Here is a 14446-nt window from a genome sequence, read left to right on the forward strand (position 1 = left end):
TGGATTCGCACCGTAGACTGCGACGCTGGACCAGCATCGCGACAAGCCCATGCACACTTTGTTGCTTTCGGCGGCAACCAGTATTATGAAGCGACCCTTCGCCGACTTTGTGTCAGGGCGCCCGGAGATTTCTTATGATAGAAGAAACTAAGAATAACATCGACGAGCTTATTGAGCTCACCGCCGAGGTCGTCTCCGCCTATGTCTCCAACAATCCAGTTCCCGTGGGGGATCTCTCTACCCTGATTAGTCAGGTGCATACGGCCCTTAAAGGCACCGCCGGAAGCACCGCCGAAGAGGAATCTGTCGCCACAAAACCTGCCGTTCCGATCAGGAAGTCGGTGACACCGGACTACATCGTCTCCCTTGAGGACGGAAAGAAATTCAAATCGCTAAAACGCCATCTGTGGACTCATTATGGGCTGACTCCGGATGAATACCGATCCAAGTGGGGTCTGCCGGCGGATTATCCTATGGTCGCACCGAACTACGCAGCGGCGCGATCGGCCTTGGCCAAGACGATGGGGCTTGGCCGCAAACCGACGGAGCCCGCAACACCGGCGCCGTCGAAGCGATCCCGCAAGAAGGCCAGCGCTTGAGTCATTGACCTAGACACGTCTGCAGCTGCCATAGCCTTATCGGAAAGGATGGAAATTCGTTTCCGTCCTGTTCGTGTTTTTGACATGCCAGATCGGATGGGACATACAGCCGATTTGTCGGCCTTTTCGGGTGCGATCCAGAATGGGAAATGGTGGCACGTTTGATCTGGTGCTGCCCATGAGATCAACCCGACATTGGCAAGAGTGCCTTGACGTAGGCCCGACGGCGCTGAATTTTAGGCTTGGCCTGCTGCCCCGCAACAATCAATTGGTTCCAGTGGGCCGCAGGCTCCCTGCGGATTTGCGCCGGCTCAGTCGGGACGTCGCTGGACCTCAGCCGAAGCCTAGGATGAAGCGACGATTGGGTGAACGTATGGGCCTGGCGTTCAACGGGTAGAGTTCGGTAAAACGCTGTATATCTGCTGGGTCGACCTCGACCGGCTCCATGGCCACCATCCAATCAACGTTTTCCGTGCAGGGCGGGGTTGTCAAAGATCCTTCATAGCTCCAGTACGCAAGAGAGGGAGGCAGAAGTCCATTGGGATCGACGTCCTCCACGCCCGTCTCCTCGCTTGGGCGCCTGGGAAAGGCTGCGGCAAAGCCAGCAAAGCTAGCGTTTGTCGCGCCTGGCGCCAGAAAGACGCCGAGCACAGCCAAAGTCTCGCCGCCTGCGTCTTTGTGGACGAAGTGCACTTCCATGGGAAACTTCTTGCCCGCCACGTGGTGTTCGCTCGGCGCATGAAAATGAAACTGTATCAGTTCGTACACACGATCCCCACGGGTCAACGTGCTGCCTTGTGGCATATTCACTTGAATGGTGTGGCCGTTGTTCACCATCCTGCCACCACCCCTGTGCCAAGCGATGCCAATCTGCGGAATGTCCGCCCTGATCGGACTCTTGATATCGACCGGTGATTGCTGCGCGCCCGCGGAACAGACGAAATTTTTCTTGTCCTGTTCACCCCAGTGCTCCGGTCCTTTCGGACCCGCGTATCCCCAATGAATGCTTGCCGCACGCGCGGCTTGAGCGCAAATCGGGCATGTGCCGAGGGTGACTAACCCTTTCATCAGGTTGCGACGGTCCATATTGATTTGATTCCTTAATGCGAGGTGCGGGTAGGCGAAATTCCCGAGCTTGTTCCGTGCCCTGTGCGCCCAAACCAGCCGCGAGCGATGGGGCGGGCGCGGCTCGAAGCCGCGGGCTGCTCCGGCAGAAGGCGGGTGCCGTTCAAAACGTATGCAGGTGAGTGGCCCGATAGGCAGCGCGTCATGTAGGCGTTTCAGCGATCGGCACGGCCGCACGCGTTTCGCTTGAGCTACATTCGAAATTATGAGGACTCTGGCAGCAACCAATCTGCCTTTTCCGGCATGTTCTCCCCCTGCCAGAGCGAATTTTGCTGGCCGAACTGATGCGGCGTGACGCAGACGATGTCGCTCCGAAATGTGCTCGCCCGTTCTGCGTTGATTGTCTCTTGAGACATCGCGCATTTTTTAGCTTATCATGCCGTGACTTCAACAGAGTTCCACTTGCCAAGGTCTACGAATTAGAGCAAAGCCGATCCGCAGCAGCCTTACTGCTGTTCGGGTCGGGCGTTGTCGTAGAGGAGTGGCCACTGCTATCCCAATTTACGCCCCGGAAGATGCAACTTGTTCTAATCTGCTTTTGGAACTTCAGAATGAGCCGCATTATCTGGTCCAGCACGTCATCGGTTAGAAAGTGAGGTTTCAGACCCAATTCGACCAAACCAGTATGTGCAGGATTATAGTAATGCTCCTCCAACTCCATCCTCGGATTTGGCACAGTATTTATCTGTACTTCGAAACCCATGCGGCTGCCTGACTGTTGCACCATACCGGCAAGCTGATTCACCGAGAATGTTTCGACGAACTGGTTAAAGATACGGAGTTCACCCGCGCAGGCTGGATTTTCAATAGAAAGACGCACGCATTGCAAGGTGTCTTTGATGTTTAGATATCCGCGTGTTTGCCCGCCTTTCCCATAGACGGTCAGTGGGCAACCGGCCACAGCCTGAACCATAAACCGATTGATCACCGTGCCCCACAGTTCGTCGTAGCTAAGGAACGGATACAGTTCCTCGCATCCGGCGTTCTCGTCGGTCTCCAGGCCGTAGACAGGACCTTGCATGAGATCGGTAACCCGCAGTCCCCAGGCTCTAACGTAAAACCAAAGAAGATCGGTATCCAGGACTTTGGTCGTATGGTAGAGACTCCCGCCAGCCCGAGGGAATAGGAATTTTTGTTTGCGAGCTTTATGTTCTACTTCTAGCCAACCCTCTTCAATGTCTATATTTGGCGTACCATATTCCCCCATTGTTCCAAGCTTGACGATATGGCACTCGGGGGTGAATTCATGAACTGCTTGAATGACATTAAATGTTGTTGTGAGATTGTTCTTGAATGTTATAGTGGCTGACTTACGATTTTTCATTGAATAGGGCGCTGACGGCTGCTCAGCAAAGTGGATCACCGCTTGCGGCTGATGCACGCAAAAAAGCTCGGCGACGAAATCCCACTCGCAAAGGTCCCCTATGGCAACCCTGATGTCTCTGCCGCTCTTTGCCTTCCAAAGCTGCGTTCGCCGATCGAGATTCGGTACTTCAAACAGTGGCTCCGAATCCTCTTGGCGACTCAACTGGCGCCTCAGATAGTTGTCCGCAACTGTCACTTCATGGCCATGCTCAGATAGGTGCATTGCCGTTGGCCACCCGAGGTAACCGTCTCCGCCTAGAACGAGAATTCTCATGCCGCCTCGCTCTGCGAACGTCGAACCCTGGGGAGCACCACGGCTCGCACTTCACTCGGCAAAACACCTTCGAGCAGAAGGAAGTCGACGATTTCAGCCTTGGACAATTTGGGCTCGGTGTGGCTGTTGTAGACACGGACCGACCGCTTCAATTTCAACGCCTCGTATGTGCCTTCAATACCGGCCCCTGCGATCTTATCAGCTGGCAGAACACACAAGTAGCGACCTCCTTCCAGGAGCCGACGACTTTCTTCGTCTGTACTTAACTCCTCCCAAAGCTTTTCGCCCGGCCGCGCGCCGACCATTTTGATGTCGATTTCATCTGACACATAACCGAATACCGGACCCAACATATCGACGAGAACTTCAGCCAGGTCAGCAATTCGCAAGGCCGGCATCTTTGTTATGAACGTGTCTCCGCCTTGCGCGTGAACCATGCTTTCGACCAACAGTTCGGCGGCTTCTTTCAAGCTCATGAAGAACCGAGTCATCCGCTCATCGGTCAGAGTAAGCGGACCTCCGCACTGCAACTGGGTACAAAAAAGAGGAACTACGGAGCCCCTGGTGCCCGCCACGTTACCAAAACGTGTATTGGCAAACACTGTGCCATTGTTGGGACCAACAGCCATATGATTGGCAGCACCGACGAGGCGTTCACCCAACAATTTGGATGCACCCATCACGTTTGTGGGGCTTACAGCTTTGTCAGATGACGCGAAGAGCACTTTTTTTACGTGGTTGCTTTGTGACGATCGAATCACGGACTTGATACCATTGATATTGGTGTCAATCGCGCTAAATGGATTTCTTTCGCAAGAGGGGACATGCTTAAGTGCCGCAAGATGGAACACATAGTCTGCTCCCGAAAAAACCCTGAGGGTTTCCCATTCGTTCGTAATGTCACCTTGGAAGGCCTTGAACCGTGGTTCCCTTGCGTACTTTTGTTCGGCTTCAAACAGCGCTGACTCATTATGGTCTAGCACTCTTACTTCGGCGACGTCCATCTCCAACAGTTGAGCCACGAGTTCGGTACCAACACTTCCGACCCCCCCCGTGACTGCGACCACTGAGTTATTATAAAATCTGCTGACCATGTTTCGACTTGCGACGCTATCGTTTCGGCCTAGATCGGACAGTTTGAAGCTCATAAGCGCTACCTTCACAGGCTCCATGCCGATAGGCACAGAGGGACCCTCTCGAGCGATCTCTTTCACGCCATTCATTCATCGTAAAATCGATTGTTCTGATGCCCCACATCCAGACGATGGATACTCCGACTATATGTCGACACCAGGGTAGCTCCGGATATCGGCCGTAACCGGGCTTCAATTGTGTGCAGGGACGATAAGCAGGGACCGGGCGCGCTCTAGTCAACGCGGCTTTCTGTTGGGATTGCGCTCTCCGCAGGATTACGCAGGCAAGGGATGTTGAGCATCACAGCTGTGGAATTCTCCGGCAAGCCCCTCCGGCACACGGGAGCACTGGCAAGATTAAGTAACACTTGCCCTAAAGCGGACTCCACGGTGTCACAATCGAGCCCCTCGTTTAACGAGCGCAAGCGGACGAGCTTTGCGCGAGTTCAGGAGCCGGCCTCCAGTCCCGGCCGAGGCGCCACTCACAACCATCTATATCGCAGCTGCGCGACTGATTGCCGGCTAGTTGAGCGGAGCCCTGCTTGGTCTTGCTCCCACAGGAGGCCTATGGATGTCCAAAATCAGCCCTTTCCTGCAAATTCTATCGAAAGGCGGCAATCGTGATGGCAAGCCCACTTGCGACCGCAATTCTGGTCGTGGCGCAGAATTCCTCAAAGCTGTCTCAAATGTGGAGCGAAAGACGGCATCCGCGACCCAGGTCGAGAGCGAACTCCTCTGGCCGAGCCCTTAGACCCGACAGCAACCGCTCGCGCCCACATACACTAGCACATGGTCTGGCGCGTTTTATCAATCAAGATCAAACGCGCCGGATCGTTCAATTTGAACTCAATTACGCGTGGCACGAAGAGCCGGGCATAGCGCGAGAAGGCGCTAGTGGGCGGGAAACGGACCACGGTGTCACATCGTCCAAGCAGATACATTTCGACCAAAGCAGAAAAACCACCCTCAATCCCAAGTGCTGCACTATGTAAGGCGCCGCCCCGATCCGGCAGTAGGCGCTTTGGAATCGTGAACAGGTCGGGAAACCGGCCCGACAGATATTCAACTACTTGCGCATTGTCGGTACACAGCAACACCCGCACTGGTTTCGAATACGATAGTACTTTGGCCTTCTCAATCGCTGCACATACCTGTCCCAACGCCAGTTCCGTGTCCGCCCAGTAGGGCGTGTGCTCCATAATATCTTCACCGTTGCCGTGCCGGACGTGTACCCCGATTATGCTGTGCTCCTTGAAGTACTCCTGGTACAAAGCTTCAATCTGGGCCTGAACCTCAGGCCTCGGCTTGATAGTCTGAAAGACCTTCCGTTCGGCATCCTCCCCGCAGCGCCACATCATGCACGCATCGCACACTACGGTGTTAGCGTCACTGTCATTTTGCCCTTCGAAGAGTTCCTGGAGCTCCTCCCGCTCCCGTAAAATCTGTTCATCTGGGCGGTAAACGCAGTCCATCGCTGGCCTATTCCACCACTGGGGGAAGAAAGGCGAAGGAAATGAGAGCTCGTTTAGCTGATCGTCGCAGATGACTCGTACGCCAGCGATCTCCTGAATTGGCTCGAAGAAAACCGGAAAAGCATTCTTTAGAGGTTCATCAAGGTAGCAGGAGCCGCGCCAATCTATCACGAGTGTCCGATCAGTCCGCTGCGCGTAGGACCAAGCAGCCGCCAAAGACCACAGGCAATCACCGAAGCCGGTGCGCCGTCGAGACACGACGAATCGGTCCATTATTGTGTCACCCAAAAGCATGTTGCATCTCGTCGGAATAATAAGGGAGCAGCAGATACGAACATCGAGGGCTTAGCTTGATCCCAATCGTGAGAGGTCGCGATTCTGGCCAATGCACCGAGACAACTCTTAGGAAGACCGGATGGAACGGAAATAGTCATTTACGGACCGGTTATGCTTCGTCACGAGATTTATCGAGATCGTGACGGTCGCGAGCAGCTTGTGAGGGATGCAAGCGAACACAGCGCTGTTCCCATAATTGCCTCAGCTCCTTGACGAGGCCTTCATGCTTAATCCGATCCGACTTGGATGAATTGAGGAGATCCTCAAGCAAGGCTTCGCCCTCGATGAGCATCAGCAGGTCGAACAAGTCCTCCGAGACACGCATACCCTCACTAGCGGACTGGGTCATACGGATCTCGCAGACTGTCTCTTGGCGATCTCGCGCCGTGTAAATACGGGCCTGATGGAGGGATACATAGGGCGGCAATGAAACCGCCAGCGCGGTCCAATCTTCCAACGTTGCAGCCCGTTTCTTGACTAGGAACGGTCCGACAACAAGCCCGTCCAACTCTGTCGTGAGAAATGCGGCAACCGAATCCGCAACGGAATCCACAATCGGCTCGGCGTTGTTGTTAAAGGACGTATTAAGCAACATCGGGACACCCGTGCGCTCTTTGAAGGCGTTGATGACGTCCCAGTAAGCCGGATTAACCTTGCGCGATACTGTTTGAAGTCGAGCTGTACCATCGACGTGCGTAATGGCGCCCAGCAAATCACGCTTGCAGTCGCGCACACGAACCACAAAATTCATGAAAGGATATTCGCACGCACTATTCGGGAGCTCGAAAAACTCGTGGGCATCCTCCTCCAGCACCGATGGCGCGAACGGTCGATAGCCTTCACGCTTTTTAACCATTGCATTGATCCGGTCCTTGTTTGTGGCGGGTCTAGGGTCGGCAAGAATGCTGCGGTTGCCAAGCGCACGTGGCCCAAACTCCGAACGACCTTGCACCCATCCGATCACCGCGCCGCTAGCCATCCAGTCGGCTGCATCGCTTGCCACGTCATCACTGCGCTTGACGTCGAGATGCCCGGCCCATGCATCCAGTTCCTGCTGCATGATTCGTTCGCTCCCGAGATCAGGACCCCAATAGACATCCTGCAATCGCTTGCGCGGCGCGGGGCAGCCCAGTTCATTAGATACGATCAGTGCTGCGCCCAATGCGCACCCAGCGTCATGCGCCGCAGGTTGTACGAAGATGTCTTCGAAAAGCCCTGAATACAGTAGTTTGCCATTCATGGAACAGTTGTGGGCTACCCCTCCAGCCAGGCACAGCCGCTGCATGCCGGTGGCCTCACGATGATGCCGCAGAACGTGAAACACAATCCGCTCCAGCGCTTCCTGCAGCGAGGCACTCACATCTCGATGCTGCTGTGTAAACGGCATTCCCTTTCGCCTAACCTGGATGTGGTGGAGCAACGTTGGACCGATGCGGTCCAGGTGGAGGCGGTAGCCACCCTTCGGGCAGAGCTCGTAGAACTGCTCAAACAGCTCGCGATAGGGAACCGGGTCACCGTAGGGGGAAAGCCCCATCACCTTATATTCATCGAACAAGCCGTAGCCAAGGTACCGGATCGTCTCGATATAGAACCGCCCGAGAGAATTATCCTCTGAGAACGTCGCCAGTTGCGAAATGTCGGTGCCAGATCCTACCGCCAAGAGGCCTGACAGGAAATCACCAGAGCCATCAATAGCGAAGATCAGGCTTTGTTCGAAACCCGACATTGCGAATGCGCTCACGGCATGCGCCTGATGGTGACTTACGAAGGAGATGCGCGAACCGTCGAGTTCGGTACCGAACTCCTGCCCTATCAGCTTCTGCACCAGCAATTTAGCATCCAGCGGAATGGCAGCATCTGGCAGGTCAACAAGCATGTTTTTGAGCATGGCGTTGCAATAGTCTTCAGTAGCATAGAAGGCTATACGATCGATGTCTTTGAGCTGAACCCCAGCGGCTGAAAGGCAGTATTGAACCGCCCCGATTGGGAGTTTGTTGGAATGCTTGATCCGATTGAGGCGCTCCTCTTCAACGGCCGCTATTACTTGTCCGTCTCGGACGAGCACCGCAGCGCCATCGTGCATAAATGTGTCCGGAACCTCGAATCGGTTTTCATAAACTTTGTCTAATCCGCCGCTCACTCCTAGGCACAACATCTCGTTTTCCTTTTTTGATCATGACAGGAAGAGGAATAGGGCCTGGCTCGAGGCCGCTCCAACTAACAGGGTGCGTTATTGTTCGCTGCTGCGAACCCAATCAGAAATCGTAATCTCAAAGAAACTCTCATAGGCCGGCCGTCATCAACATGAGATCCGTCGATCAAGGGCCGGTGTTTCGCCACTTGCAGAGAGATCGCTCTACCGAACGACCATCATTGGCATGCTGACTTCCATGCTGGCGATCACGCTTTTCGTTTGCACCCTGAAGTACCGCCTCCGAAGGTGCTTGCTCTGACCGGTCGGCTGCTTGCGATAGCGCACATGTCGCATCCTTCGTTACTGCAAGATGTCGCATCAGCGCATGAGGCGCCGACCGAACAGCGCCATCGAGACAAAGAATGGCAACACCGCGTATAGGCAAAGCGTACCGATATGAATCGCGATGCCGCCGACCGGGCGGTCAAGCATCGCCGGACGAATGAGGTCGATCGAATGTGCCAGCGGCAAAAAGTGCGACACCTGCTGAAAAGCGCTGGGCAATTGGGTGACCGGGAAAACCGCGCCGGATAGGAACAGCATGGGTGTGAGGAAGAGCGTCTGATAGAACACAAAATAGTCGTAACTGGGCGCGAGCGCCGCGACGATCATCGCTAGGCTCGCAAATGCCAACCCAGTAAGAGCGATCACTGGCAGTGCGTACAGCGCCGAGGGCCAGATCGCGTAGCCAAGCACGGTGGCGACAATCGTGATTGCCGTACCGGCCAGAAAGGCCCTGGTGGCGGCCCAAGCCAACTCACCGAGAATGATGTCGCCTAGGGTAAGTTGTGTGAACAAAATTGCTTCCCAAGTGCGCTGATCGCGCATGCGAGCGAAAGCCGCATAAATGGTTTCGAAGGTAGCCGCCGTCATTGCGCTTGTCGCGACCATCCCGGCTGCCAAAAAGGCAATGTACGAGGTACCATCAACGCGACCTAACATTATACCGAGCCCAGAGCCGAGCCCAAAAAGGTAGATCATCGGATCGGCGAGGTTACCGAGAATTGACGCAAGTGCGACCTTCTTCCATGCCAGATAGTTGCGGCGCCATACCGCAGCCCAGTTCCACGCGTTGGCGGGTAGAGCCGCTGCAAAACCTTCACCCATCGTTCACTTCTCCATCTCGCGCCCGGTCAGCCGCAAGAAAACGTCCTCCAGATTAGGTGGACGCTGCAGAATGCGCAGACCCGCGTACTCGCGTAGCCGCACGTGCACCTGCTCCGGGTCAGGTGCATAGCAAAAGAGTGTCTCGCCGCTCACCTCGACGTGCTGAACGTATGGGCTGATCAGCGAACGCAACTCATGTGGGTTGCCGCCGAAGATCTCAATCACGTGGCACCCGATATACTTCTCAATCAGAGCGTGAGGGCTGCCTTCGGCGATATTGCGTCCATGCTCAAGTACGCACAGCCGATGGCACAGCCGCTCAGCCTCTTCCATAAAGTGGGTTGTCAAAATGATGGTCATGCCACGCGCCAGCAGGAGGCGCAGACGCTCCCAGATTAGGTGGCGGGCGTGCGGGTCGAGGCCGGTGGTCGGTTCGTCCATCACGAGTAGCTGCGGGTCGTTGATCAGCGCACGCGCCAATGTCAGGCGCCGCTTCATGCCGCCAGATAATTCGGCAACCCGTGCATTCGCCTTGCTCTCAAGGCGGGCGAACTGGAGGAGCGATGGGATGACGGCTTCAAGCTTGCGGGCGCTCATGCCAAAATAGCGTCCGAAGACCATCAGATTTTCGCGCGCTGTGAACTCGAGATCAAGGTTGTCGAATTGCGGGACTACGCCGACGCGCGTTCGGGCCACGCGAGCACGTGAGGGGACGGGTTCACCAAGAACCGAAATCTTGCCCGCGTCAGGAGACACCATGCCGAGCATCATGCGTGTGATTGTGCTTTTGCCCGCGCCATTCGGCCCCAGGATGCCGAAGCACTCTCCTGGCGCAACGGTGAACGACAGCCCGTCGACAACGATTTTGTCGCCGTAGGACTTTTTTACTGCGGTAAGTTCGATTGCGACTGCAGACATGGGCTTTCGTCAGCCTTAAGTTAGCGGCCGACCTATCTCCGTTGCGAGGTTGTGTAACGCTAAGTTATCGGGCGCGTATCCCCGTCGTCGGTGTCATTGCAGCGGGAATGCCGAACAGGGCATCACTCTTCGGCGGAAACCGCATCAGACGTCAGCAGTCTCGCTGAAGCCCGTGGAAGATCCGTTCTGTGGATTGGTCCCGAAATTGGCGAGCCTGCTGTAGTATTTGTATCTTCCACGGGGCTTGGAAAACCGAATTTTTTGCTCTCCCCGTCAGATTCGGCAGGAATCTTTCGTGACAGCCAATCACTGTTGCTCAAGGTAAACAGCGCGTAGACCTTCACTGGAATTATCAGGAAGACATGTAAAAACGTGTGCAGTGCAAAACCCAGGAACCGAGGCTCACGAGCACGAAGCGCAGCGACGCTGCAGCGGATCAAGGTCATTGATGCGATGATCAAAAATGTCCACCATGGGAAAGTGCCCGTGAATGCGAGCTGCGCCATCCCAGTTATTACCGAAAGGGCGAGCAACAGCGGACCGAAATTCTGTCCGACTACGTCCAACGTGAGGTAGCGATCGAGACTGGGCAGTAGGTGCAGCCCTAGCAAGGTGTCCCGAAACGTGCTGCGCGCCCACCGGAGCTGTTGCCGCAGATAAGGTACTAGCCTATCCGGAACGACTGTTGCGGCGATGGCGTCCGCAACATATTCGGTTTGAAAGCCTGCCTTCAGCATGAGGATCGTAAGGTGACGATCCTCACCGAAGTCACTTGGCTGCCCCCGAAACAGTTGCGTCTCGTACTGATCAAGCAGCGAAACGAGCGCGGTACGGCGGTACATCGCACAGGGTCCGCAACAGCACATAACCGCGCCGAAACGTGCCTGGGCCGCCCGTTCCTCATTGCAAGCGAGCCAGTACTCCATGTCGATCAACCGGGTTAACCAGGTGTCTCTCCGGTTGCTGGCGGTTAACTGCCCCATCGAGGCGCCGATCGCTGGATTTCGCATCTTGGTTGCAAGTTTGCTGATGACGTCGGATGCAATTGTCGTGTCAGAGTCGATGTTAAGCACCAAATCTCCGGATGAGCGGCGTATCGCAGTGATCTGCGCTTTGCGTTTCCCGACGTTTTTTGGAAGAACAATGAAGCTGAATCTGGGATCTCCAGAAAAAGCGTTGTGTACGGGGAGGACAGCTTCGCGATTGCCAGAACCGTCGTCAATTACATACACTCGCAGTTTTCCAACGTATTGTTGACTTGCTATGGAAGCAAGGCACGCCGAGAGCGTGTGCGGGTCCTCATTATAACAGGGGACGATGACATCCACGCTCGGCCAAGGCTCAGAGCCGATCAGTTGGTCCGATGCCGACGAAACGTTCGATTGCAGGGCATAAACCGCCTGCAGGCCTTTATAGGCTGCGGAGAACAGCGCATAGGCCGAGACGACAAAGGTACTGGCTGGGGTAAGCAGATCCATGGGTTCTCGTATGCTTTCAGTGATATTGTGGAAGGGGGAGAAATTCGTATCCGGAAGCATGTAACGCCGGGATCAGGTAGGACAGCGCCGTGGCCGTCTGGTCGCGCATACCGGCGAGGTCACCCCGTCTAAAGACTTCGGGAGGACACCCGTCGTGCAAGAGCACGATTGCGCCCGGCCGGACAGAGGTGAGCACTGCATCGACGATCGCGCCCACGCCAGGGCGAGACCAGTCTCGCGGGTCTACCGACCAATGAACTGCCGCCAGCCCAGCGATTTCTGAGGCGGTGAACACTTCTTCGCTCCACGCCCCATACGGCGCGCGAATGTGGCGTACCGAGGCTTGGGGGCACGCCGCCATGATGGCGCCGTTCGCCTCAAATATCTCTCGCTGCACTTCGTCGAGGCTGCATTCGGACAGATCCGGATGAGTCATCGTGTGGTTGCCCACCTCGTGGCCTTCCGCGATCAGACGCTGGACGAGTTCCGGCTGCTCTGCAGCACAGGCACCGACGACGAAGAATGTCGCCGGCACCCGATGTTGGGCCAGCACATCCAGAATTTGCGGTGTGTAAATAGGGTTGGGACCGTCATCAAACGTCAGATAAATGCTGCGACTGCCGGCGCCGTGCCCCCATTCTGTTTGCAGTTCGCATATCTGATCGAGATATTTCATAGCTCCGGGCCATTCCTGTCTATCAGAGTGCCGGATGGCCACTCGCTGATGGGCCGCGAAATCGGCATGACCACCAGGAGGACGTCCTGAATGAGCGTGGGCGGTAGGTCGAGATATACTTCAGCCTGGGTTGAACGTACGCGAACCCCTGGCATTATGGCCCCTAAGCCGCCTCGGCAGAGCCTGTCAAAATGGCTCCGCAGCGCGTGCCGAACCGTGCCGAACGCGAATGGGACGTCAAGTTGGTGCAGAACTGAACGCATAGGTCGCAATGAAAAGCTGACACCGAGTCCTTCAAGATCCTGACGCACGCCGTACAGTCCGAGTTCGCCGACCAGGAGATCGACTTCGCCAATCCTGATGAAGCGGCGCAACAAACCCACATGGGCCGCTATCCCCTGGGAGTCGTAGCCGATTGCGCGCAGTTCTGGTCTTGCCCGAGCCCAACTACGAGCGGATGGGAACAGCTTTCCGTTAGCGGCGCCGGTCGGTTCGTACGTGTTGCGGAAAAAGTCAGCGAGTTCGACATGGTCGGCCAGCTCCAACTCATTTTCCCAACAAAACCTCCACTGCACTTGAGAGCGCATGGGCGGACCTCACCTTTGTTGTTGTTTGAGGCCTACGCGATCTGGAGCTTGTCGATGCAGCTTGCGCAGATCACCTGCGGATCTTGACCGTGAACATGCGACCGCTCATCTTCGGCGCAAACCAGTCGGACGTCCCTCGGAGCCAACGCAAACATCAAATTTCCTTTACCGGCTGCATTCAGAAGGTGTTCCTATGCAAGGTTCCAAATTCGGTAAAATCGTTTGTTTCAATGAAACGCATCCACGCGATGGATTAGTCGAAGACGCGCGTTTCAAGGGCTTTGATCTGAACCTTCGTACTCGACGCACTGGCGTGCCGAGCGCACCCTCATGACGGCGGCAACCCGCATGAATCTGAGTCAGCCGGCCATGAATGCGGCCGTCTCCCGATTGCGCCAGCATTTCAACGATGAACTGTTAACGACGAGCGGCCGCGAACGTGTTTTAACACCGCGTGCGGAAGCACTCGCTCCGGCAGTTCGCGAGGCTCTCCTGCACATCCTTTAATCCGGCTCAATCCGATCGCCGCCTCAGCATCATCATATTCCGATTTCAACACACTCAGGGTTTTGGAAAACGTCGTGGAGCGTGTTGCCTGCGAAGCCCCGTACACGGCGCTCGGCTGATCTGCATCATCCGCGACAGAGTCACATTGGATCCCGGTCGATGAGAATCGCCGGCCGCGCTGTCGAGATCCTCATACTGGCCGCTTCTCAGGGCCGAGAGGCGCAGGTCAACATCGATAGGGGGTTATCGGGTTGTAGCTTCGAGGCGCTGTCCGCTGTGCTGTCTGGCTTCCTGAGGCGCATGAGCACCGGCGAGCATCAGTCGGACCCGCAACCTCGGGATCAATACCAGGGCGGCCATTCTCGTGCAGGTAAGGGCTCGCCACCTCTTCACCCTGCCAGGACAGATCCAGCACACGAACGACCCGCGCGAGGATATGATGATTAGGAACAAGCTGTCACAATGAGCCAGCCATGAATAGCTCGAGCTGATCGCGCTCCTTGGGTGCCCCATCGCGAGCCCCAACCCGAGAATCAACTAAATCCTAATTGAACCAGTGGGAGGAGACTTCTTCAACCCTTCGCTCGACACTACCGAGGAGGCACGGCGACGACTGGCTCCAGGAGGTACGTCGGCTCTAGACCGGCGCGATCTTGCCGAGGCCAAGTTCGATCT

12 protein-coding genes and 2 pseudogenes are annotated in these 14446 nt (G+C 55.9%); 3 read left to right on the top strand and 11 right to left on the bottom strand.

What is annotated here, in order from left to right:
- Window positions 1-134: 134 nt before the first annotated feature.
- The gene (locus tag AC0NIH_RS32090; RefSeq protein ID WP_473469190.1) at window positions 135-599 is read left to right on the top strand and encodes a Ros/MucR family transcriptional regulator; all 465 of its coding nucleotides are present in this window, start codon (window positions 135-137) and stop codon (window positions 597-599) included.
- A gap of 333 nt (window positions 600-932) precedes the next feature.
- Here AC0NIH_RS32090 and AC0NIH_RS32095 read toward each other — a convergent pair whose 3' ends face one another.
- The 3 genes from AC0NIH_RS32095 to AC0NIH_RS32105 form a co-directional block, all read right to left on the bottom strand.
- Window positions 933-1685, bottom strand: a complete 753-nt coding sequence (locus AC0NIH_RS32095) for a carbonic anhydrase (protein WP_473469188.1) — start codon at window positions 1683-1685, stop codon at window positions 933-935.
- Between the two features lie 451 nt (window positions 1686-2136).
- The gene (locus AC0NIH_RS32100) at window positions 2137-3363 is read right to left on the bottom strand and encodes an NAD-dependent epimerase/dehydratase family protein (RefSeq protein WP_473469186.1); all 1227 of its coding nucleotides are present in this window, start codon (window positions 3361-3363) and stop codon (window positions 2137-2139) included.
- On the bottom strand, window positions 3360-4511 hold the full coding sequence (locus AC0NIH_RS32105; RefSeq protein ID WP_473469184.1) for a polysaccharide biosynthesis protein: 1152 nt from the start codon (window positions 4509-4511) through the stop codon (window positions 3360-3362). Before AC0NIH_RS32105 ends, AC0NIH_RS32100 begins: the two co-directional genes overlap by 4 nt.
- A gap of 556 nt (window positions 4512-5067) precedes the next feature.
- Between AC0NIH_RS32105 and AC0NIH_RS32110 the strand changes: the two genes are divergently transcribed.
- Window positions 5068-5247, top strand: a complete 180-nt coding sequence (locus AC0NIH_RS32110; RefSeq protein WP_473469182.1) for a hypothetical protein — start codon at window positions 5068-5070, stop codon at window positions 5245-5247.
- 31 nt (window positions 5248-5278) lie between these two features.
- Here AC0NIH_RS32110 and AC0NIH_RS32115 read toward each other — a convergent pair whose 3' ends face one another.
- The 7 genes from AC0NIH_RS32115 to AC0NIH_RS32145 form a co-directional block, all read right to left on the bottom strand.
- A complete protein-coding gene (locus AC0NIH_RS32115; RefSeq protein WP_473469180.1) occupies window positions 5279-6262 on the bottom strand; it encodes a nodulation protein NodZ in 984 nt (327 codons plus the stop codon).
- Between the two features lie 151 nt (window positions 6263-6413).
- Window positions 6414-8459 (bottom strand): carbamoyltransferase family protein, encoded by a 2046-nt coding sequence (locus AC0NIH_RS32120; RefSeq protein ID WP_473469178.1) that lies wholly within the window; start codon window positions 8457-8459, stop codon window positions 6414-6416.
- A 357-nt stretch (window positions 8460-8816) separates the two neighbouring features.
- Entirely contained in the window at window positions 8817-9605 is a 789-nt protein-coding gene (locus tag AC0NIH_RS32125; protein WP_473469175.1) for an ABC transporter permease, read from the bottom strand.
- Between the two features lie 3 nt (window positions 9606-9608).
- A complete protein-coding gene (gene nodI / locus AC0NIH_RS32130; protein WP_473469173.1) occupies window positions 9609-10523 on the bottom strand; it encodes a nodulation factor ABC transporter ATP-binding protein NodI in 915 nt (304 codons plus the stop codon).
- A gap of 122 nt (window positions 10524-10645) precedes the next feature.
- Entirely contained in the window at window positions 10646-12001 is a 1356-nt protein-coding gene (gene nodC / locus AC0NIH_RS32135) for a chitooligosaccharide synthase NodC (RefSeq protein WP_473469171.1), read from the bottom strand.
- A 16-nt stretch (window positions 12002-12017) separates the two neighbouring features.
- Window positions 12018-12677, bottom strand: coding sequence for a chitooligosaccharide deacetylase NodB (gene nodB / locus AC0NIH_RS32140; protein ID WP_473469169.1), 660 nt, complete (start codon window positions 12675-12677; stop codon window positions 12018-12020).
- Entirely contained in the window at window positions 12674-13264 is a 591-nt protein-coding gene (locus AC0NIH_RS32145; protein ID WP_473469167.1) for a NodA family N-acyltransferase, read from the bottom strand. The genes nodB and AC0NIH_RS32145 overlap by 4 nt, the downstream gene beginning before the upstream one ends.
- Window positions 13265-13481: 217 nt before the next feature.
- Here AC0NIH_RS32145 and AC0NIH_RS32150 point away from each other — a divergent pair.
- Window positions 13482-13872: pseudogene (locus AC0NIH_RS32150) on the top strand (LysR family transcriptional regulator); the annotation flags it as partial.
- 205 nt (window positions 13873-14077) lie between these two features.
- Here the strand turns inward: AC0NIH_RS32150 and AC0NIH_RS32155 are convergent.
- Window positions 14078-14246 (bottom strand): annotated as a pseudogene (locus AC0NIH_RS32155) (transposase); the annotation flags it as partial.
- Window positions 14247-14446: the final 200 nt, after the last annotated feature.

The sequence above is a fragment of the Mesorhizobium sp. WSM1386 genome (assembly GCF_055901595.1).